The 19,332-nt window shown below is 38.1% G+C and carries 22 protein-coding genes and 2 tRNA genes; 12 read left to right on the forward strand and 12 right to left on the reverse strand.

What is annotated here, in order from left to right; all coding sequences use genetic code 11:
* Nucleotides 1-41 precede the first annotated feature (41 nt).
* Together ACP3T3_RS14785 and ACP3T3_RS14790 are read left to right on the forward strand one after the other, a co-directional pair.
* Complete coding sequence (locus ACP3T3_RS14785; protein WP_002982105.1) at nucleotides 42-461, forward strand: SufE family protein; 420 nt, start codon at nucleotides 42-44, stop codon at nucleotides 459-461.
* A 50-nt stretch (nucleotides 462-511) separates the two neighbouring features.
* A complete protein-coding gene (locus ACP3T3_RS14790; RefSeq protein WP_426479979.1) occupies nucleotides 512-1,435 on the forward strand; it encodes a glycosyltransferase family 9 protein in 924 nt (307 codons plus the stop codon).
* On the opposite strand, the gene ACP3T3_RS14795 is transcribed toward ACP3T3_RS14790, so the two are convergent.
* From ACP3T3_RS14795 to ACP3T3_RS14810, 4 genes are all read right to left on the reverse strand, one after another.
* Entirely contained in the window at nucleotides 1,425-2,546 is a 1,122-nt protein-coding gene (locus tag ACP3T3_RS14795; protein ID WP_426476591.1) for a hypothetical protein, read from the reverse strand. The genes ACP3T3_RS14790 and ACP3T3_RS14795 overlap by 11 nt on opposite strands.
* A 114-nt stretch (nucleotides 2,547-2,660) precedes the next feature.
* Nucleotides 2,661-2,735, reverse strand: a tRNA-Val gene (locus tag ACP3T3_RS14800).
* Between the two features lie 33 nt (nucleotides 2,736-2,768).
* Nucleotides 2,769-2,843 (reverse strand) — tRNA-Val (locus tag ACP3T3_RS14805).
* Between the two features lie 42 nt (nucleotides 2,844-2,885).
* Complete coding sequence (locus ACP3T3_RS14810) at nucleotides 2,886-4,130, reverse strand: bifunctional folylpolyglutamate synthase/dihydrofolate synthase (protein ID WP_426476592.1); 1,245 nt, start codon at nucleotides 4,128-4,130, stop codon at nucleotides 2,886-2,888.
* 530 nt (nucleotides 4,131-4,660) lie between these two features.
* On the opposite strand from ACP3T3_RS14810, the gene ACP3T3_RS14815 reads away from it, so the two are divergent.
* The 5 genes from ACP3T3_RS14815 to ACP3T3_RS14835 are packed head-to-tail and all read left to right on the forward strand — an operon-like array spanning nucleotide 4,661 to nucleotide 8,856.
* On the forward strand, nucleotides 4,661-5,983 hold the full coding sequence (locus ACP3T3_RS14815) for a TolC family protein (RefSeq protein WP_426476593.1): 1,323 nt from the start codon (nucleotides 4,661-4,663) through the stop codon (nucleotides 5,981-5,983).
* A gap of 1 nt (nucleotide 5,984) precedes the next feature.
* Nucleotides 5,985-6,575, forward strand: coding sequence for a SprT-like domain-containing protein (locus tag ACP3T3_RS14820; protein WP_426476594.1), 591 nt, complete (start codon nucleotides 5,985-5,987; stop codon nucleotides 6,573-6,575).
* A 2-nt stretch (nucleotides 6,576-6,577) separates the two neighbouring features.
* Nucleotides 6,578-7,660: a mannose-1-phosphate guanylyltransferase gene (locus tag ACP3T3_RS14825; protein ID WP_426476595.1), complete on the forward strand. Its 1,083-nt coding sequence runs from the start codon at nucleotides 6,578-6,580 to the stop codon at nucleotides 7,658-7,660.
* A 31-nt stretch (nucleotides 7,661-7,691) separates the two neighbouring features.
* Nucleotides 7,692-8,354 carry a hypothetical protein gene (locus tag ACP3T3_RS14830; protein ID WP_426476596.1) on the forward strand — a complete coding sequence of 221 codons (663 nt, stop codon included), beginning with the start codon at nucleotides 7,692-7,694 and terminating at the stop codon, nucleotides 8,352-8,354.
* Nucleotides 8,323-8,856 carry a GNAT family N-acetyltransferase gene (locus tag ACP3T3_RS14835; RefSeq protein ID WP_426476597.1) on the forward strand — a complete coding sequence of 178 codons (534 nt, stop codon included), beginning with the start codon at nucleotides 8,323-8,325 and terminating at the stop codon, nucleotides 8,854-8,856. The genes ACP3T3_RS14830 and ACP3T3_RS14835 overlap by 32 nt, the downstream gene beginning before the upstream one ends.
* 80 nt (nucleotides 8,857-8,936) lie before the next feature.
* Here the strand turns inward: ACP3T3_RS14835 and bcp are convergent, their stop codons facing one another.
* Nucleotides 8,937-9,386 carry a thioredoxin-dependent thiol peroxidase gene (gene bcp / locus ACP3T3_RS14840; RefSeq protein ID WP_426476598.1) on the reverse strand — a complete coding sequence of 150 codons (450 nt, stop codon included), beginning with the start codon at nucleotides 9,384-9,386 and terminating at the stop codon, nucleotides 8,937-8,939.
* A 33-nt stretch (nucleotides 9,387-9,419) separates the two neighbouring features.
* Between bcp and nth the strand changes: the two genes are divergently transcribed.
* Complete coding sequence (gene nth, locus ACP3T3_RS14845; protein ID WP_426476599.1) at nucleotides 9,420-10,040, forward strand: endonuclease III; 621 nt, start codon at nucleotides 9,420-9,422, stop codon at nucleotides 10,038-10,040.
* Between the two features lie 151 nt (nucleotides 10,041-10,191).
* On the opposite strand, the gene ACP3T3_RS14850 is transcribed toward nth, so the two are convergent.
* Nucleotides 10,192-10,638, reverse strand: a complete 447-nt coding sequence (locus ACP3T3_RS14850) for a DinB family protein (protein ID WP_426476600.1) — start codon at nucleotides 10,636-10,638, stop codon at nucleotides 10,192-10,194.
* 99 nt (nucleotides 10,639-10,737) lie between these two features.
* On the reverse strand, nucleotides 10,738-12,534 hold the full coding sequence (locus tag ACP3T3_RS14855) for a DUF885 domain-containing protein (protein ID WP_426476601.1): 1,797 nt from the start codon (nucleotides 12,532-12,534) through the stop codon (nucleotides 10,738-10,740).
* Between the two features lie 170 nt (nucleotides 12,535-12,704).
* Here ACP3T3_RS14855 and ACP3T3_RS14860 point away from each other — a divergent pair, with 170 nt between their 5' ends.
* From ACP3T3_RS14860 to ACP3T3_RS14875, 4 genes are all read left to right on the forward strand, one after another.
* Entirely contained in the window at nucleotides 12,705-13,166 is a 462-nt protein-coding gene (locus ACP3T3_RS14860; protein ID WP_426476602.1) for a hypothetical protein, read from the forward strand.
* A 170-nt stretch (nucleotides 13,167-13,336) separates the two neighbouring features.
* The gene (locus tag ACP3T3_RS14865) at nucleotides 13,337-14,041 is read left to right on the forward strand and encodes a MotA/TolQ/ExbB proton channel family protein (protein ID WP_426476603.1); all 705 of its coding nucleotides are present in this window, start codon (nucleotides 13,337-13,339) and stop codon (nucleotides 14,039-14,041) included.
* 12 nt (nucleotides 14,042-14,053) lie between these two features.
* Nucleotides 14,054-14,452: an ExbD/TolR family protein gene (locus tag ACP3T3_RS14870; protein WP_047375968.1), complete on the forward strand. Its 399-nt coding sequence runs from the start codon at nucleotides 14,054-14,056 to the stop codon at nucleotides 14,450-14,452.
* Nucleotides 14,453-14,487: 35 nt separating this feature from the next.
* Nucleotides 14,488-15,372 carry a ferric siderophore ABC transporter substrate-binding protein gene (locus tag ACP3T3_RS14875; protein WP_426476604.1) on the forward strand — a complete coding sequence of 295 codons (885 nt, stop codon included), beginning with the start codon at nucleotides 14,488-14,490 and terminating at the stop codon, nucleotides 15,370-15,372.
* 15 nt (nucleotides 15,373-15,387) lie between these two features.
* On the opposite strand, the gene ACP3T3_RS14880 is transcribed toward ACP3T3_RS14875, so the two are convergent.
* The 5 genes from ACP3T3_RS14880 to accD form a co-directional block, all read right to left on the reverse strand.
* Entirely contained in the window at nucleotides 15,388-15,780 is a 393-nt protein-coding gene (locus ACP3T3_RS14880; protein WP_426476605.1) for a hypothetical protein, read from the reverse strand.
* 197 nt (nucleotides 15,781-15,977) lie between these two features.
* On the reverse strand, nucleotides 15,978-16,142 hold the full coding sequence (locus ACP3T3_RS14885; RefSeq protein ID WP_426476606.1) for a four helix bundle protein: 165 nt from the start codon (nucleotides 16,140-16,142) through the stop codon (nucleotides 15,978-15,980).
* Nucleotides 16,143-16,196: 54 nt separating this feature from the next.
* Nucleotides 16,197-17,600 carry a nucleoside recognition domain-containing protein gene (locus ACP3T3_RS14890; protein WP_426476607.1) on the reverse strand — a complete coding sequence of 468 codons (1,404 nt, stop codon included), beginning with the start codon at nucleotides 17,598-17,600 and terminating at the stop codon, nucleotides 16,197-16,199.
* Between the two features lie 306 nt (nucleotides 17,601-17,906).
* Nucleotides 17,907-18,416, reverse strand: coding sequence for a DUF6973 domain-containing protein (locus ACP3T3_RS14895; RefSeq protein WP_426476608.1), 510 nt, complete (start codon nucleotides 18,414-18,416; stop codon nucleotides 17,907-17,909).
* A gap of 54 nt (nucleotides 18,417-18,470) precedes the next feature.
* The gene (gene accD / locus ACP3T3_RS14900) at nucleotides 18,471-19,325 is read right to left on the reverse strand and encodes an acetyl-CoA carboxylase, carboxyltransferase subunit beta (RefSeq protein ID WP_121486672.1); all 855 of its coding nucleotides are present in this window, start codon (nucleotides 19,323-19,325) and stop codon (nucleotides 18,471-18,473) included.
* Nucleotides 19,326-19,332: the final 7 nt, after the last annotated feature.

Here is a 19,332-nt window from a genome sequence, read left to right on the forward strand (position 1 = left end):
TACAAAATTGGTTATCTTTGCAGAAAGAAATTTGATTTAAAATGACCATTAAAGAAAAACAGCAGGAAATAATCGATGAATTCGCTTTTCTTGAAGATTGGGAGCAAAAGTATGAGTACATTATTGATCTTGGAAAAGAACTGAAAGGCTTACCGGAAGACAGAAAAACAGAAGAAAATCTGATTAAAGGCTGCCAGAGCAAAGTTTGGATTGATGCCGAATTTAAAGATGGGAAACTTTTCTTTAATGCAGATTCTGATGGCATTTTACCCAAAGGTATTGTTTCACTATTAGTAAGTATTTATAGTGGACATTCCACGCAGGAAATCCTGGATTCTGATTTTGATTTTATTGCAGAAATAGGACTGCAGGAATTTCTTTCACCTTCCAGAGCCAACGGATTGATGGCGATGACGAAGCAGATCAAATTTTATGCAGTTGCTTATCAACTGAAATCATAACCGTGACCAGAATTTTAGCATATCGTTTTTCCGCATTCGGAGATGTTGCAATGACTGTGCCTGTTTTCAGAGAGTTTCTGGAGCAGAATCCCGGCGTGGAGATTATTATGGTTTCCAGAAAAAATTTCGAAGCCCTGTTTGCGGGAATTCCCAACATCACTTTTAAAGGAATCGACCTGGATGATTATAAAGGATTTTTTGGTTTGAGGAAACTCAGCAATGAGCTGATCCGTGAGTTTAATCCGGATTGTATTGCCAATCTCCATGATGTAATCCGGACTAAGATTCTGGATAGAATATACAGAAGGAAAGGGTTTAAGGTTTTCAAAATTGATAAAGGCAAAGAGGAGAAGGAACATCTTACGGATGTCTGGAACCTGGAAAAAGTACAGCTGAAAAAGACGGTGGAGCGATATGCTGATGTTTTTCGTGAAATGGGCTTCGAAGTAGAGCTTTCTCATCAATTAAAACCGCTTTCAGAGCATAAATCGGGGATTGGTTTTGCACCTTTTGCCCAACATACAGGGAAGATGCTTCCCCTGGAAAAATCATATGAGCTTGTCAGAATTCTTGCCAAAAAGCATACTGTTTATTTTTTTGGAGGTGGTAAAAAAGAGACGGAAACCCTTGAGAAATGGGAGGCTCAGATTCCCAATACAAAAAATCTTTCCGGGCAATTAAATCTTACCGAAGAACTCAATCAGATTTCTCAGCTGGAGCTCATGATTTCAATGGATTCCGCCAATATGCACCTGGCGAGCATCGTAGGGACGAGATGTGTTTCTATCTGGGGCGCTACTCATCCGTATGCCGGATTTTTAGGATTTGGGCAGAGTGAAGAAGATGTGGTTCAGGTAAAAGATCTCAGCTGCAGGCCATGTTCTGTTTTTGGAGATAAAGAATGTTACAGAGGTGATTGGGCCTGTCTTGAAGAATTTAATATCCAGAAAGTGGTGGATAGGGTTAATTTTTAAAAATAATCTTTATGATCTCCTTAGCTTTAGCTTTGTCAGAGTGATTTTTTTCTAAGATTTCTTTTCTCTTTTCAGTATCCTGATACTCTTTTTCAGCAGAGGCGATAATCTGTTGGCGGATTTCATCCATATCAGATCCAAGCAAGCATAAACTCTTCAAAACAGGATCATCTGTAATATTCTCGTTAATAATTATAAAACGGCTGTGATAAAGCGTATTAAAGAGCTTCACTTTTGTTCCCGAATTCTGGTAAGAAATCAGAATATTGGCATGGGCATCTTCCAGAAGACGGTGAAGGTTTTCTGTGGTTTGAATAGGGGTGAGGCTGATATTTTCAGCTGTTGAAATTTTCCTTTTAATGTCTTCAGTGGCACGATCGGATGCTACAACTAATTTATACTGTGGAAGGGTTTTAAATAAATCAATAGCATCATTCAATGCTCTTTTGTTGTCAGCGGTAGTGAGGTCCCCATGAAAAAGAAAATACTTTCCTTTTTTCTCCAATTCCTTTACCGATTCGTTACCGTGAAAGATATGAATCAGGTGTGCATTTTCCGAATGGGCCTGTACTTCGTTATACTCTTTTTCAGACAGGCAGAATACGCTTTCAAATTTTTTTAAAATTTTTTTCTGATATCCGGTATATTTTAAAGATTCAATTTTATAAATTAACTTTTTGAATACATTTTTCTCTGAAAAAGAAAGACCTTTATAATACTCTGTTTCGTTATTATGGTAACGGAGATAAAGTTTGTGGCCATTATCTTTCAGAAGCCGCATAATATGGGTTGTTTGTAAGCCTTCGAACAAGATGGGAGCTTTATTCTTTTCCAGATTTTTAAGAAGAACTTGAGAATTTCTGATAGCGACCGCAAAAGGTATTCCTGAAAAATAAAGAAGCGGATTCTTTTTCTTTTTATAAAAAAATACAGTTTCCGTAATCTCTTTGACTTCCGGATCAATCGTTGAAGGAACCTCATCTATAAAACAGTGAAGATGGATTTTTATTCCCAGATCAGATAAGGACTTAATTTTATAATATACATCAATAATACCACCATAAGAAGGAGGGTAGGGATAGTTGAATGATATGATATGGAGCTGCTTCACGTAGGGCAAATTCAAATGCAGGCAAAGGTAGATAAATATAGGGAAAAGCGGAGGGAAGATTATAAATAAGAAATTAAATAAAAAAATCTCCCTTGAAAAAGAGAGATTTTTTTGTGGGTCCTGAGGGATTCGAACCCCCGACCCTCTGGGTGTAAACCAGATGCTCTGAACCAACTGAGCTAAGAACCCGAATTTTTTTGAAAGGTTTCGTTTCCTTTTCTGTGGGTCCTGAGGGATTCGAACCCCCGACCCTCTGGGTGTAAACCAGATGCTCTGAACCAACTGAGCTAAGAACCCTCTAGACTTGTTCTCTTGTTTAGAGTGGTGCAAATATACGACTTATTCCTTAATCTCCAAATTTTTTTCTAAAAAATCTCCCACTACAAAATTGCTTCCACCAATGAAAATCATTTCTTCATTTGTACAGCGTTCTTTTGCAGACAGATACGCTTCCTGTACGGAATTGAAAATTTTATAAAAAATTTTCGCCTCCTGAAGCAGGTTTTCGTAATCTTCCGGTTGTCTGCCCCTGTTGACAGATGGTTTCGCAAAATAGAACTCAGAATTTTCAGGGAGTATTTTCATCACATCATCTATTTTTTTGTCATTAACAAACCCCAAAATGACATGCTTGTGCCTGTCAATTGAATTTAATTGTGAAAAAACATACTCCAAACCCGCCTGATTGTGCCCCGTATCACAAATCGTAAGCGGACTTTTTGAAAATTCAAACCAGCGGCCAATGAAGCCTGTATTCTGATGAACATGGAGAAGCCCATTTTTAAGAGCATGGTCAGAAATAGGGACCTTCAGTTTTCTTAATTCCTCTACTGCAGCCAGAACAACCCTGATGTTCTTTTGCTGATATTTTCCTTTCAGATCAGACTCAAGGTTTGTATTAATTAGAGTAGCATCTGTAAAAGGAGCATTTTCCTGCCCGGCTTTTTTCAAAATAATATTTTTTACGACTTCATTTTCGTCACCGGAAATAACGGGAATGTTGTTTTTAATGATTCCAGCTTTTTCAGCTGCGATTTCTTCAATGGTGTCACCCAGTATATTCTGATGATCCAGCTGAACATTTGTGATAGCCGAAATCAAAGGTGTAATGATGTTTGTTGAGTCCAGTCTTCCTCCCAATCCAACTTCAATAATGGCAAAATCTACCTGCTGCTGATAAAAATATTCAAAAGCCATGATGGTTGTAAATTCAAAGAAAGAGGGACGAATATCCTCCGGAAGAGTTCTTAGTTTTTGAATAAACTCAAAGACAAATTTTTTATTACAGTTTTTTCCATTGACCTTTATACGCTCAGTAAAATCTACAAGGTGCGGAGAATTATATAATCCTGTTTTATAGCCGGCTTCCTGAAGAACGGACGCCAGCATATTGCTTGAAGAACCTTTTCCATTGGTTCCGCCAATGTGGATACATTTGATCTTATCCTGAGGGTTTCCAAAAAAAGCACATAGCTTTGTAATGTTGTCTAAACCGGGTTTATAAGCCTTCTGTCCATCTATCTGGTAGTTGGGCATCTGTACGAAAAGCCAGTCAATAGCTTCCTGATATTGCGCATTTGTCATGATACAAAATTTCTTAAAGTTTTTGTGAATTGCTACACGGGGCAAAAATAGTCATTACGCATAAATTACTGTCAAAAATTCATTTGAGATTCAACAAAAAGAAAGCCAGCGAAGGCTCTCTTTTACATATATGAAAATTTAATTAAAATTTTATTTTTCTGACAATCGTTTCTCGTTTTCCAGCGCCACATTTACAATAATAATGGCATTCACTGCTGTTAAAGAAGATAAGATAAACTCTGTGGAATTTATCTTTTATCAGCCAGCATTCTTCCCCGGAAGCGTCATATATAGTGACTGAGGAGATTGTTATTGCTTCTTACATAAACCGATGAGTAATCTCATTGCTATAATATGAAGATTCTGCGGGGAGCTAAAAAATATTAATTATTAAAGCTGTAACTTTTTTATATTTACTTCGTCTAATAGGGAAAATCTTAATATGAAATCGCTGGGATTTGCTGCTCAAATACTGAACGAAGGTGATGCGATTCCATATGACCATTAAAACAAATAAACATCTACATAATATGAAAAAAGGTTGGATTATCGTTTTTGGACTAAGCTGTCTGGGTTTAAGCGCTCAGAAGAAATGGTCCTTAAAAGAATGTGTAAGCTATGCGGTGGAGCATAATCTTCAGGTTATCCAAAATCAATATACCAAGCAAAACCAGGAGTACAACCTTAAAGCAGCAAAAAGAGACTATCTGCCTTCTGTATCGGGAAGTATTACGAGTGGGGTAAGTTTCGGACAAGGGTCATTGGGAGCAGGAAGTTATAGAAACGATAGATTCAACAATAGTGTTGGTGTAGGTGCCGATGTTTTGGTCTATAATAATGGAAGATTAGAGAAAAATGTAAGGAAACTTCAGTTTGATGTAGAAGCCAGCCAATATGATATTGAAGCCATCAAAAATGATATCTCGGTACAAATTGCCCAGCAATATTTAACAGCTTTGCTGAACAAAGAGATTGTTAAAATCTCTCAAAGCGCTGTAGAAAATGCTAAAAAGCAGCATGACAGAGCAAAGATAACCACTCAGGTTGGAACCACTGCACAGACTGTTTTAGCGGAAGCAGAAGCCGCCTGGGCGAGAGAAAAGCAGAATCTTAAAACAGCGGAGGTGAACGTAGGAAGAGCTTTGTTTGCCATCGCCCAGCTTTTGCAGCTTTCAGATTACAAAGATTTTGATGTGGAAAATGTAGAAATTCCTGAAGCACTTGATTCACAACTGATAAATGTTGATGAGGTTCTTACAAAAGCTTATGATATACAGCCTCAGATAAAAGCTGCCGAAAGCAGGATAAGATCTGCCGAAGCGCAGACTGAAATCAGTAAAACAGCATTCTGGCCTACATTAACGGCTAGTGCTGGTCTTAATACGTTTTACAATAAATCCTTTAATGTTCCACCAGGTGTTGTGCAGGGAACTTTTTTTGAGCAATATAAAGATCAGTTTGGACAGAATGTAGGATTGTCACTTAATATCCCCATCTTTAATAAAGGGAAAACCAAACTACAGGTTGAGCAGTCTAAGTTAAATGAAAGCGTTAGCAAAATTTCTCTTGAACAGCAGAAACAAACAGTAAGACAAAATATACAGAAGGCCCAGTTTGATGCTGATGCCAATTATGAAACATATCTTGCCGCATTAGAGGCAGAAAAAAGCTCGAAACTGGCTCTTGACTTTGCGGATAAAAGCTATACTGCAGGAAGAACAACAATCTATGACGTAAATGTAGCGAGAAATAACTATGCAAATGCACAGGGATCAGTAGCGCAGGCAAAATATAATTATCTTTTTAGTCTTAAACTATTGAATTTCTATGCGGGAATTCCATTAAGTTTGTAAAATGCCTATTCAATCATTAGAAAAATATTTACCCCAAAATACTCTTAAATATTTAAGAATCTGGTTTTCAGATCACTATATTCATATAAAAGTTACAAGAAACAGGAATTCAAAACTGGGAGATTACAGGAAGCTTCCGGATCATTCTCATGAAATTACAGTAAATTCTACGCTTACCCCGCAGTTATTTTTCTTCGTGCTGACTCATGAGCTGGCACATCTTATTGCATTCGAAAAATATGGAAGAAAAATTTCTCCTCACGGCAACGAATGGAAAGAAACGTTCAGAAATATGCTGCTGGAAAGCCTTGAAATTTATGACGAAGAGCTGAGGCCTATCATTATAAAATTTTCAAAGTCACCTAAAGCCAATTTCATGGCCAGCCCGGATCTGGTAAGGTATTTTCATACTGAGAAACAAGATGATACCCTTCATTTTATCGAGGAACTTCAAAAGGGAGATTTTTTTATCTACCGCAACGAAAAGTATTTATTGGAGGGTCTGGTTAAAAAAAACTATCTTTGTAAGAACCTGGCTACTGGAAGGAAGTATTCTTTCAAGCCTTTAGCAAGGGTAGAAAAATGTAGCTAATAATGTTAAAATCAGATAGATACTGCGTGATAATGGCGGGAGGAATCGGGAGCCGGTTCTGGCCGATGAGTACGCAAAAATTTCCAAAACAGTTTCAGGATATTTTAGGAACCGGACGCACTATGATTCAGCAGACCTATGACAGAATCAGTAAGGTAATTCCTAAAGAGCAGATATTCGTGATTACGAATAAAGAGTATGTTCCTGTTTCCCATCAACAGCTTCCGGAGATTCCCGAGGAGAATATTGTCGGTGAGCCGCTGATGAAGAATACGGCAGCCTGTAACCTGTATATGGCGAACAAGATTGCTGAGATCAATCCGGATGCAACGATGATTGTATTGCCGGCCGATCACCTGATTTTAAAAGAAGATGTGTTTTTGGAAAAAGTGGAGCTCGCATTTGAGGTGGCTTCAAAAAATGATTATCTGGTAACATTAGGTATTACTCCCACCAGGCCTGATACGGGTTACGGCTATATTCAGTTTGTAGAAAAAAAGGGTTCTGAATATTTTAAAGTAAAAACATTCACGGAAAAACCCATCCTTGAAATTGCCCAAAGCTTCCTGGAAAGTGGGGATTTCCTTTGGAATGCCGGGATTTTTGTATGGAATGTAAAAAGTATTCACCACGCTTTTAATCTTTATCTTCCCGAGATGATGCAGCACTTTATGGCTTGTGAATACAATTCAGAAGAAGAAAACAGCTGTATTGAAACCATTTATCCAAAGGTTCAGAAAATCTCTATTGACAACGGGATTTTAGAAAAAGCAAAGAACGTATATGTGATTCCTTCAGACTTAGGATGGAGCGATCTGGGTACATGGACGTCCGTATATGAAAATACAGAGAAAGATAAAGACGGAAACGCTGTAAAACTAAAGCATTTACTTTCTTATAATTCAAAAGGAAATATCATCCGTTTAAAAAATAATAACAAGGCTGTGATCATTGATGGCCTTGAGAACTACATTGTTGTAGATACAGACAAGGCTCTTCTTATCTGTCCGAGGGAGAATGATCAGCTTATCAAGGATTATGTTCTTGATTTAAAAAGTTTTAAGAAAGGCGAAAAGTTCATGTAATATTTGGTATATTTCTGCTGATTTTTAAATTATGATTAAAGCTGCAACCCAATTTACAATTCTTACATTTTTACTGTTGGGAATCTTAGGATATGCTCAGGAGAAGAAAAAATTTTCAAACATTCCTGCAATTTTACAGCAGATCAACCCGAGTAACAGGGTAGATTCATGGGTGTTGGTATACAACAGCTATGGGAAAGGTGAGGAAATCAAGATTTCGGGTAAGGTAAATTATACCCCTCAGTTCTCAGGATTTAATCTTTTCCCCAGTGAAGACAGCTTTTATTATATTGCTTATTCAGAAGGAGGAAAAGTAAACTATATTACTGATGTTGAAGGCTTGAAAAAGTTTGTAGATAGAATTGATAATGCTCAGGAGGCCGCAGTCGTATCAGCCGCAGACGGATATATGGTAGATGAGGAGTTTAAGGATCTTGCAGGAAATTACCATGAAGATAACTCAAATTACTATCTGGACCTCGGAAAGCTTACTTCAAAAGAATGTCCTTACCAGAAAACCCATTATACAGTAACGATAAATAAATCAACAGGAGCTGTAACCCACGTTAAAGACAATGGAACCTATATTGAGCTTTACAATAAGAAATGTGCTAATAACCCGAGACTTTTAAAAATCGAAAAAAAAGAAGAACCAAAGAAAGATGAGCCTAAAAAAACACCCAAACGCAGATGATATCTATGAGACCGAGCGGTTAATCCTTCGTCCCATGTCTCCTGAAGACAAAGATTTTATTTTTGAGCTTTACAACAGACCAAAATTTATTCAGCATATCGGTAACCGTAATGTTAATAGTATTGAAGATGCTGAAAATTATATACTGAACAGATTTGCTCCACAGATTGAAAGATTAGGTTTTGGAAACTATCTTTTAGTAACCAAAGAAGGAAATGAAAAAGTAGGAGCTGTAGGAATCTTCGAAAGAGAAGGGCTGGATATTGTGGATATCGGATATTCTCTGCTGGAAGAGTATGAAGGTAAAGGGTATGCTTTTGAAGCGGCTCAAAAGGTTAAATCTATCGGAATGGATGAATTCGGGTTAACAAAAATATCGGCCATTATTTCAAAAGATAATATTTCTTCCCAAAAGCTGATCGAAAAACTGGGATTAAAGTTTAAGAAGCATGTCACCCTTCCCGGTGAGACCGAAGAGTTAAATTATTACGAAACAGAATAAACAGTAAAAATACTTTCACCAATACCTTATAGATTTAAATTATGTTATTGGTGAGAGCATTTGTGATATCTGCGTTAAAACTACCCTTCCAGAATCTGTTCAGCAGCAGTCTTTGAAGTCACTTTTTCAATGACTCTTGTACAAACCCCGTTTTCATCAAAAATAAAAGTGGTTCTTACAATTCCCATATAGGTTTTTCCAAACGTTTTTTTCTCCTGCCACACCCCGAATTTTTCAATGATGTTACGGCTTTCATCTGCAATAAGATCATAAGGGAAAGCAAATTTGCTATGGAAATTCTTCTGTTTTTTCACAGAATCACCACTTACTCCCAATAACTGGAACCCCGCTTTTTTAAGCTTAGAATAATTATCACTAAGGTTGCAGGCTTCCACTGTACAGGTTGGCGTATTGGCTTGCGGATAGAAGAAAACCACCAGTTTCTTTCCGATTAATTTTGATGAGGTTACTGTTTCCCCGTCTTGATTGAGTCCTTCAAATTCAGGTAATTTATCTCCAACTTTCAGCATAATGATTTAATTTTGTTCAAATTTAAGGGTTACATGACAAAAAAACAAAGAGCTGAGCTCATTCAGAGAGAACTGGATAAATTATATCCCACCACACCTATTCCGTTAGACCATACCGATCCGTATACATTAATGGTTGCTGTAGCGCTTTCTGCACAGACCACAGATAAAAAGGTAAACCAGGTAACACCTGATCTTTTTGCGGTAGCTGGAACCCCGCAAAGGATGGCCAAACTGGAAGAATTTGAAATCAAAGAACTGATCAAAGAAATAGGATTGTCTAATACTAAGGCCAAAAACCTGAAAAGAATGGCCGAACTTCTGTTGGAGCGGCATAATGGCATTGTTCCTCAGACGTATGAAGAACTGGAGGCGCTTCCGGGAGTAGGCCATAAGACCGCTTCAGTGGTGATGAGTCAGGGGTTCGGATTTCCTGCATTTCCGGTAGATACTCATATTCACCGTCTGATGACACAATGGAAACTTACCTCCGGAAAAAATGTAGTGGAAACAGAGCGTGATGCAAAGAAGCTATTCCCTGAAGAAGTATGGAATAAACTTCATCTTCAGATTATTTTCTATGGGAGAGAATATTCTCCGGCAAGAGGAAAAGGAGAGAAGGATTTTATTACAAAAATGATGTTTGAGAAGTAACCCGTTGTATTTTAATGCAAATATTGCAAAGAGGTACTTCGTTTGGCCAGGACAATGTTTTCTTAGCTGAGTGAAACGGCCTTGCGAACGAAAAAGAAAACGCAACAATTACTTTGTGATCGTTGCGTTATTTTAGTTGTTAATTGATGGATTAAATGTCCAATAACCTTCTGTGGTAATTAATCTGTCCCAAATGATAATCAAGATGAGCAACCAGATGGATCAGGAAGTAATCTGTTGTCATGGCTCTCTCAAAAACAACCAATGGATATTCTTTTTTCAGATCTTCTTCAGACAATTGAGCAAAAACGGAGTCTATCATGGCTGTAGTAGCTTCTATTTTTTCAATAAGCTCAGCTCTTGGAATATCTTTTAGTGAAAATTCCAGGTCGCGTTGCCTCACATATCCTGAGTTTCCAAGGTGTGTTCCTATAAAATGATTGAGGTTTCCCACCAGATGGAGAACGAGATTACCTGCAGAATTGGCAATATTTTTATCAGTTTTCCAAAGATTTTCTTCGTTTTGATAGGCTTCTATCTCTGCTTTTAATTTATTTAAATCTCTGTTGTAAAGAGACCTGATGCTTTCTGTGATCATGGGGTTTTATTTTAAAATTATTCAAATTTACTGAATAGAGGATTGAAATGAAAAAGGTACTGCTATGTATTCAGTACCCTTTAGTTTTATTGATATATCTTATTTCTGCTTTTGAGCCCAAAGCTCCATTTTTCTGTTCAGAACATCCAGAGGAAGGCAGCCCTGGCTCAATACTTCATCATGGAAGCTTGCCAGATTGAATTTATTTCCAAGCTCTTTCTGATACTTTTCTCTCAGTTCACGAATTCTTAATGAGCCTATTTTGTAGCCCAAGGCCTGTCCCGGCATTGCCATATACCTTTCTACTTCTGCTGTGGCAGATCCTTCATCATAAGAAATGTTGCTTAAGAAATATTTAATGGCGTCTTCACGTGACATTTTTCCGGTATGAAGTCCCGTATCTACCACAAGCCTTACCGCCCTCAGCATCTGATCACTTAAATACCCCATTTTCTGATAAGGATCCGTATATAAGCCGAATTCAGGACCTAATGTTTCACAATAATGAGCCCATCCTTCACCATACGCTCCAAACCATCCGAATCTCATGAATTTAGGAAGTTGATTGTTCTCCTGCTGTAAAGAAACCTGATAATGATGTCCCGGAATAGCCTCATGAAGGAAAAGAGATTCCATTCCTGAAGTAACATTGAATTTAGCGGGATCCGGAAGCGGAACATAAAATATACCGGCTCTTTTTCCATCCGGAGTTCCCGGGATGTACTCTGCGCTGGCGCTTGCCTCTCTGAACTTCTCTGTCTGTCTGATCTCAAACTTTGTTTTGGGCGTTACATTAAACATCGTTTTCAGTTTCGGAGTAATCTTCGTTAGAATACCGTTGAAGGCATTTAAAACTTCCTTAGAAGTCTTATAAGGCATTGCTTTAGGATCTGTTTTTACAAAAGTGATAAATTCTTCCAGCGTTCCGGAGAAACCTACCTGTTGTTTTACTTTTTCCATTTCTGCACGCAGCATAGCGACCTGCTGTAATCCGATCTTATTGATCTCCTCAGGAGACTTTTTGGTGGTTGTCCAGCTTTTTACATAATAATTATAGATCTCGTTCCCATTAGGCAGGCTGTTGTATCCGTCCGTATCTCTTGCCTTTGGAAGATATTCTTTTTCTAAAAAGACACCCATTTTAGTGTAGGCAGGAATAATCTTTTTTGAAATGGCGTCTTTATAAAGTGCTGAAAATTTTTCTTTCTGAGCCTGTGAGAAATTTTTAGGAAAATTTTTAATAGGCCCGTAGAAAATATTCTTTTCCATATCAGAAGTTGTAATTTCCTCGGCTTTCATCTGAGGAATCATCTTGACAACCAGTTTTTTAGGAAGCACTATTTTATTGCTGATTCCCTCACGGAAATTGTCCGCAGCGGCATCCATCCATTCCGGGAACTTTTCCATTCTTTTCAGCCAGTCGCTGTAGTCTTTCTCTGTTTTAAAAGGCTGGTTGCCCTGGCCGCTTCCATACAGGGGAAAAGTAAGCGGAAGCCCCCCGAATTGGGTAAAAGGAATATATTCCGGATGATAGGCATAAGCCTCAGTTTTATCTTTTAAAGTATAATCCAGAACATCATACACCACTTTATCTTCATCAGAAAGAGTTTTGTAATCTACATGCTCCAGCTGTTTCTGTACAGAATTGTAAAATGCTACTTCTCCTGAGATAAAATCTTTATCAATATTGATAGGAAGCTGGTCATTATATCTTCCGTCTCCCTGTGCTGTAGCCTCTAAAGGATATAGCTTAAGATACTGCTCATAATAGTTGGAAGCAATAGAATCCAGGTTGCTGGGCGTCACTTTTGTAAGGGGAGAATCCGATTTTTTGCAGGAAGCAAGACCAATCATCAACCCTAATCCTAGAATACCTTTTGATACAATGTTTTTCATTTTCAGAATCTTTATGAAAACAAAAGTAAGTATTATTGGGATATTCAGTCTTATTGTATGCATTGATTTTAAAAAAATTATTTTCAAAATCCTTTTAACTTTGAATCAATTTTTTATCTTTGTCTAAAACGTTTAACAATCATATTATTACAGTTCTTTTTTAAGAAAAAATGAAAGGGATTTTAAAAATTTACCATCCGGAGGAAACGCTAAAATACAATATCAGAAATACTTATTGTAAGGCCGTTTACAGCAACCAGCAACACCTTTTAGAGGTTGAAGTTATTACGGATGACAGTTTGGATCACGTGGACGATGATTCACTGCAGTACAACTTTCCGCAGCTTTCACTCGAAGTTTTCGATTTCCCTATCGAGTCGTCGGAAATAGAAGGAAAAACCATCAAAATCGATGATTCTGACGAAGAAACCTACACAGAAGTAGATCTTTTCGATGACGAAGATGCCTATATCTATGATAATGAGCTTCTTTTTGACAGAAATGAAGAAGGAGAGCTTCAGGTTATCTGGAAAGGAACCATTGATGATTTCTATACCGGATCAGATACACCGATTCCTTTTAGATTAAAATGCGAATTCAAGCAGGATGTTATTGAAATAGACGAAGATTAACCAATTTGCCGTCATTCTTTAATACAGTTTCTTTTCAAAGTCTTTTTGGAAAGAAATTTGCTATTTATAAAATTGTAACAAATTTTAAGTTGTTTTTAAGCAATTTTTAAGAGTTCAATTCATAATATTCTCCTACATTTGTCGTTGAAAATTTAATAAATTCACATTTAATGCTGTTAACGGAACTTTCTCAGATTTTATTTGCACAAATCGCTACACCCGCAGTTGCTACAGACAATTTAGAGTTCTCATTCTGGAAGATCATGTTCCATGGAGGTGCTTTCGCTAAAATAGTGATGGTCACGGTATTGCTGTTGGGCATATTTTCTCTATACCTGTTTTTTGAAAGATTTTTCTTTATCAAAAGGCTGACTTCAAAAACAGATTCCAACTTTATGAATAATATCGAAGACTTTATCAAAGCTGGAAAAATAGAGGCAGCAGCAGATTACTGCAAAACCCAGAACTCTCCGGAAGGAAGAATTTTAGAAAAAGGAATTTCAAGATTGGGGCGCCCTGTTTCTGATATTGTAAGTGCTATGGAAGCGCAGGCGCAGGTAGAGGTTGCCAATATGGAGAAAAACCTGAACCTCTTGGCTGTAGTACCAAGTATTGCACCGATGCTGGGGCTTTTAGGTACCGTAATCGGGATGATTATTGCTTTCTTTAATCTGTCCCATGCCACAGGATCTTTCTCTCCGAAAACACTATCAGAAGGTATTTATACCGCTTTGGGACAGACCGCTGTAGGTCTGGCGGTGGCTATTCCTGCTAATTTCTGTTACAATATCCTTTTAACAAGGATTGATAAATTTGTACTGAAAGCACAGAATATGTCAGGAGAGTTTTTAGACCTTATCAACAAACCTTTATAAATCTTTCTTACGATGAAAATTCAGAGAAGAAATAAAGCGAACCCGGAATTCAGTTTAGCAGCGATGACAGACGTTATCCTGTTGATGCTGATTTTCTTTATGATCACCTCTTCGGCAGCCAATCAGAGTGCTATTGATGTGAATCTGCCGAAAGCCGGAGCTGTTGACGACAATATACCCAATCCTGTGACAGTAAGCATCAAACCGGACGGATCATTCTTTGTAGATGATAATCCTGTCAATAAAGGAGAATTGGAGAAGATGATTGTAGATAAATTGGCTGGTCAGACCAATCAATCGTTCACAATCAGAGCTGACGAAAATACATTGCATAAAGATGTTGTTTTTGTGATGGAAATTGCTGAAAAACATAAATTTAACATTGCTATTGCAACCGTTAAAGACAAATAACAGATCCGGATTTCCGGAAAGAATTACGTTTTAAGATGAGAAGCTATACAGCAAACAGAAGCGAAGAAAATAAAGACAGGGTAAAAAGCGCACTGCTTTCTATTCTTATTTGGGCTGCTATTTTGCTTTTTGTTTTTTTATATAAATTAAAACCCGAGCTGGATAAAGAGCCGGAAAATGTAACCACAATGCTGGTGAACTTTGGCGACAACAGAAACGGAAAGGGTATTGAAGAGCCCGCCGAGCAGCCTGGAAGTCTTGCTGCTGCTACAGAAGTAGTGACTCCGGAGCCCGCGGAAACACCCGTTCCGGAAACAAAGACTGTTGTAAAACCAGAGCCTGCTCCTGACCCAAAGAAAGCAGAAACTAAAGAGAAAGTTATCACGGGAAATAACTCAAAAGCAACGGTTCCTAAAAAGGAAGAATCAAAAAAATCTGAAAAAAAAGAAGCTACGAGTACAAGTGCTTCTAAAAATACTAAGAAATCTGGCGCTGCTACAGCCAACTCAAAAACAGGAAATGGCGACGGAAAAGGAAATGCTGCTATTGGAAACCTCATCAAAGGAAGAGGAACAAAAGCCGGAAGCCAGGGAACAGGTGATGGCATTGGAAATGCAGGAGATCCTTTAGGCGGAGATGGAAACGGAGACAGCAAGGTAGGAATAGACAGAAAGCTGGTGGGCTATATTCCCGGAACAATGGGAAGAGGTGGGGCACAGCCCTCTCACAGCTGTACGGCAAGCGGCTCTATTACTATTGCCTACACCGTAGATAAAGCCGGAAATGTAGTGTCAGCAAGAAGATCAGGCGGCGTTTCAGATCCTTGTGTAGCCTCTACATCTGTAGCCTGGGTTAAGAAATACGTAAAGGCTGAGAAAGCCAGTACTTCTTCTACCGGAACGTATAAAATCACATTCTAAAAATACAAAAGCACTTTATTCAAGTGCTTTTTTTAATTCATTTATTCTGTTGATAATGGGAAGTGCAAATATTCCGCTGGTCTGAAGATACAGCTCATAGAAAGTCTTTGCTTTATCCTGAAAATCTTTATTCTGATTCTGTCTGCCGGTAAAGTAGAAAAGATTTCCCAGCATTTCATAATAATCTTTGTGGTCTCTCTCCTGTCTTTCATTGACAATAGCAATTATTTCTTCTTTAGTTTTAGAAGAAACTTCTGTGAAATTCATTTTGAAAATGTCTCTCATCAGGGTGTCAAAATCCAGTTCTTTCTGCATTAAGCTCTCTTCAGGTTTGTCCAGGATAAGCTTTTCTAATGCCTGGGTCAGCTGGCGAATGAGTCTAAGGGTGAATTCTTTATCGGTAATCATAGTGAGGTAATTTTGTTGCTGGTTGCTGGTTGCTAGTTTGGGTTATGTTCGCCAGTTTAAGTGAATGTATTTTATAAAGTTATTGATTTTTCCTCGATTTTTTTTAAAGCTTAAGCTTAATTCAGGATAAAGCCTGTTGACTTTTGACAAATGGCATACCGTTTTCTCACAGCTTGCCTGAGAGTAGGTGAGAAACCTCATGAAGTCACCTTTGTAATGGTTTCTTCAACGGATTCTGCGGATCGTTTCAATTGGCTGCCCAATTCATATAATTCATAGTTTGGCAGTTGGAAGTGATACTTATGTGTTTCAATAAACAGCTTAAAAGCCATATTATAAATATCAGGTCTTTCGTAACTCATCAATGCATTTTTAACGTTAAAAAAACCAGCAACAATCCAACCTGCAACTTTAAATTAAGCAAAAAATAGATAAGCTAACGCAATGGAAGTGATAACACCGACTAAATCAGCCAGAAGCATGGCAATTATCGTGTATCTGGTATTCCTAACAGCCACGGCTCCAAAATAAACCGCGATTACGTAAAACGTCGTATCTGAGCTTCCCTGAAGCACCGCTGCCAGCTTCCCCTGGAAGCTGTCGGCTCCAAATGTTGCCATCGTATCCACCATCATTCCTCTGGCTCCGGAACCGGATAAAGGTTTGATCAAGGCTGTCGGAAGCCCGTCTACAAATCTTGGATCCATATTGACAACGTTGGCCACCCATTTCATTCCGTCAATGATCACATCAAAAACGCCGGAAGTTCTTAATAACGAGATGGCAATCAGCATCCCGACCAGGTAAGGAATAATCTTGACACAGGTTGTGAAACCTTCTTTTGCGCCTTCAATAAAGGCATCAAAAACGTTGATTTTCTTGTAAACAGCTCCGAGTACAATGGCTAGGAAAATGAAGAGAATTAAACCATTGCTTACTACTTTACTGAAATCATCCAGTTCATCCTTACTCAATTGCACGAGATATATGACCAATAATGCTATCACTGCCGAAATTCCTCCAACGTAAGCTATTACTACCGGACGAAGAAGATTGATTTTCTGATATAAAGAGACAATAATCATCGCAGCCAATGTTGCGGCAAAAGTAGCAATCATACATGGTAAAAAAATATCTGTAGGGGTCTTTGATCCCATAGATGCTCTAATAGCAATGATTGACACGGGAATCAAAGTCATACCTCCGGCATGGAGACACAAAAACATAATCTGTGAATTGCTGGCGGTATCTTTATTGGGATTTAAAGTCTGCAGGCTTTCCATGGCTTTTAGTCCAAATGGAGTTGCCGCATTATCCAACCCAAGGAGATTGGCGCTGAAATTCATCAGCATATGTCCGAATGCGGGATGATTCTTGGGGATATCCGGAAATAATTTGGAGAAAAATGGCTGGATCAAACGGCTTAAAAGGTTGATACCTCCTGCTTTTTCAGCAATACTCATGAATCCCATAAACAAAGTCATAATTCCGATAAGCCCGAGGCAGATCTTTACTGCAGTCTCTGAAGTTCCGATGACTCCATCGGCTTCCTGAACGCGGTAGACATTTACATTCTGTTTTAAAGAATCTGTTTTATAGTGAATTCTGCTGTCTGCAAAATCATTTTTTTTCATCAGACTGTCTCTGACAAGAGGAGAAAGGGTATTCATAGGCTGAGATGCAATCTTCACCGTATCACCGCCTTTCCCCACCACCATATCATTGAAAATGGTTTTGTAGTTGCTGGACGAAACATATTTTATACTGGCAATGGCAATGGCAATGATAATGAAAGCCGACCAAATTCTGCTGAGAACCATCTAATTGATTTAATTGTTTAAACTTATCAAAAATACTTTAAACCGCAAAAATAACTAAAGTCTTTTGTTATTCCGGAGTGAAAGAAAATTAATGATAGTTTGCTGATTCTAGCTTATTTTAACGCAATGCCCGCAAAGGTTTCTAATAATTATGTATGATTTTTTCGTTCGCAAAGGCGTTCGCACTAAACAAAGAGCATTTAAATTAGAGAACATCGCTGAATGAAATGCCCTTGCGGCCGAAAATATACATTAAGCTTATGTATTTTCCTTGCGATCCTTAGCGTTTAAGATGAAATGATTTATTTACTCTTCCAGGTAAACAAGATACCCTTCAAAATCGTCGTCCAGGTTTTTCAGAACCTTGGCATCGTCCATTTTTTTTACCAATCCGTCTACAAAAAAGCTTTTTTCAAAAAACTGGCGGTGAATTCCCGGTAGAAGATCCATAAAATAATCCATTCCGAACTTGTTGTTGTGAAGATCCATTTTGGTTTCCAGGGGCTTGTTGGGGAATAGTTCTTCATGAAGGTCTGTCATTCTTTTACAAAAGTCAAGCGCCTTTTTAGGAGACGAAATTTTACAGCAGTACATCATAATGAAGCAGGACCAAAGGGCATGCCTGAAAGCATTCCCGATTCCATTATTGGAGGCCGTTTTTGGGAATTTTTTCTGGGCTATGGTAAAAGCTTTTACGGTAGCATAGAAGCTTAACAAAGAGAAAAGAGGATGGGGAAGGACAAGTGATAAAAGACGCATAATCTTTTTAAAACTCATACTTCTGATGGTATTGAAAAATATCTTAAAAGTCCTCATAAAATAAAAATCTCTCCCTAATTAGAGAGAGATTGTATTGTTTTGTTACAGATACTATGCTTTTACCGCTAATAAATTAACTGTTTTGGCAACAGTATCCTGAATTTCAGTTCTTTTTACGATGAAATCTACAAATCCTTTTTCCTGTAAGAATTCTGATGTCTGGAATCCTTCCGGCAGATCTCTACCAATCGTTTCACGGATTACTCTTGGTCCCGCGAAACCGATCAGTGCTCCCGGTTCAGCCATAATGATATCGGCAGTCATGGCGAAAGACGCTGTAATTCCTCCGAATGTAGGGTCACAAAGATAAGCGATGTATAAAAGCCCGGCTTCAGAAAGCTGTGCTAATTTAGCCTGAACTTTTGCCAGCTGCATCAAAGAGTAAGTGGCTTCCTGCATTCTTGCTCCTCCGGACTGACAGATGATCATGTACGGAAGTTTGTTGGCGATACAGTAGTCTACTGCTCTTCTGATCTTTTCTCCCATTACAGAACCCAAAGATCCCCCAATGAAAGCAAAATCCATACAAGAAACTACCATTTCAGTTCCTTTTACAGTTCCTACCGCATTTCTGATAGAATCTGTAAGCTTTGTTTTGGCTTTTACTTCCTTCAAACGGTCTTTGTAAGGCTTTGTATCTTTGAAGTTTAAGATATCAATACTTTCAACATTGGCATCCAGTTCGGTAAATTTACCACCATCAAAAAGGATGTCAAAAAATTCTGCACTTCCTATTCTTACATGAAATCCGTCTTCAGGAGAAACATAGTTATTTCTCTTTAGTTCATCATGTTCCACTACTTTTCCGGAAGGAGTCTGATGCCAAAGTCCTTTGGGAACGTCCTTTTTCTCATCAGTAGAAGTGGTAATGTTTTTTGCTTTTCTTTTAAACCAGTCGAATGCCATTTTTGTT

The sequence above is a fragment of the Chryseobacterium sp. CBSDS_008 genome (assembly GCF_049959325.1).
Lineage (GTDB): Bacteria > Bacteroidota > Bacteroidia > Flavobacteriales > Weeksellaceae > Chryseobacterium.

What these genes read in the sequence shown, in the direction of transcription:
- ACP3T3_RS14785 (WP_002982105.1), top strand. Translation starts at nt 42, where the DNA reads ATGACCATTAAAGAAAAACAGCAGGAAATAATCGATGAATTCGCTTTT.
- ACP3T3_RS14790 (WP_426479979.1), top strand. Translation starts at nt 512, where the DNA reads ATGACTGTGCCTGTTTTCAGAGAGTTTCTGGAGCAGAATCCCGGCGTG.
- ACP3T3_RS14810 (WP_426476592.1), bottom strand. Translation starts at nt 4,130, where the DNA reads ATGACAAATGCGCAATATCAGGAAGCTATTGACTGGCTTTTCGTACAG.
- ACP3T3_RS14815 (WP_426476593.1), top strand. Translation starts at nt 4,661, where the DNA reads ATGAAAAAAGGTTGGATTATCGTTTTTGGACTAAGCTGTCTGGGTTTA.
- ACP3T3_RS14820 (WP_426476594.1), top strand. Translation starts at nt 5,985, where the DNA reads ATGCCTATTCAATCATTAGAAAAATATTTACCCCAAAATACTCTTAAA.
- ACP3T3_RS14825 (WP_426476595.1), top strand. Translation starts at nt 6,578, where the DNA reads ATGTTAAAATCAGATAGATACTGCGTGATAATGGCGGGAGGAATCGGG.
- ACP3T3_RS14830 (WP_426476596.1), top strand. Translation starts at nt 7,692, where the DNA reads ATGATTAAAGCTGCAACCCAATTTACAATTCTTACATTTTTACTGTTG.
- ACP3T3_RS14835 (WP_426476597.1), top strand. Translation starts at nt 8,323, where the DNA reads ATGAGCCTAAAAAAACACCCAAACGCAGATGATATCTATGAGACCGAG.
- bcp (WP_426476598.1), bottom strand. Translation starts at nt 9,386, where the DNA reads ATGCTGAAAGTTGGAGATAAATTACCTGAATTTGAAGGACTCAATCAA.
- nth (WP_426476599.1), top strand. Translation starts at nt 9,420, where the DNA reads ATGACAAAAAAACAAAGAGCTGAGCTCATTCAGAGAGAACTGGATAAA.
- ACP3T3_RS14850 (WP_426476600.1), bottom strand. Translation starts at nt 10,638, where the DNA reads ATGATCACAGAAAGCATCAGGTCTCTTTACAACAGAGATTTAAATAAA.
- ACP3T3_RS14855 (WP_426476601.1), bottom strand. Translation starts at nt 12,534, where the DNA reads ATGAAAAACATTGTATCAAAAGGTATTCTAGGATTAGGGTTGATGATT.
- ACP3T3_RS14860 (WP_426476602.1), top strand. Translation starts at nt 12,705, where the DNA reads ATGAAAGGGATTTTAAAAATTTACCATCCGGAGGAAACGCTAAAATAC.
- ACP3T3_RS14865 (WP_426476603.1), top strand. Translation starts at nt 13,337, where the DNA reads ATGCTGTTAACGGAACTTTCTCAGATTTTATTTGCACAAATCGCTACA.
- ACP3T3_RS14870 (WP_047375968.1), top strand. Translation starts at nt 14,054, where the DNA reads ATGAAAATTCAGAGAAGAAATAAAGCGAACCCGGAATTCAGTTTAGCA.
- ACP3T3_RS14875 (WP_426476604.1), top strand. Translation starts at nt 14,488, where the DNA reads ATGAGAAGCTATACAGCAAACAGAAGCGAAGAAAATAAAGACAGGGTA.
- ACP3T3_RS14880 (WP_426476605.1), bottom strand. Translation starts at nt 15,780, where the DNA reads ATGATTACCGATAAAGAATTCACCCTTAGACTCATTCGCCAGCTGACC.
- ACP3T3_RS14885 (WP_426476606.1), bottom strand. Translation starts at nt 16,142, where the DNA reads ATGAGTTACGAAAGACCTGATATTTATAATATGGCTTTTAAGCTGTTT.
- ACP3T3_RS14890 (WP_426476607.1), bottom strand. Translation starts at nt 17,600, where the DNA reads ATGGTTCTCAGCAGAATTTGGTCGGCTTTCATTATCATTGCCATTGCC.
- ACP3T3_RS14895 (WP_426476608.1), bottom strand. Translation starts at nt 18,416, where the DNA reads ATGAGGACTTTTAAGATATTTTTCAATACCATCAGAAGTATGAGTTTT.
- accD (WP_121486672.1), bottom strand. Translation starts at nt 19,325, where the DNA reads ATGGCATTCGACTGGTTTAAAAGAAAAGCAAAAAACATTACCACTTCT.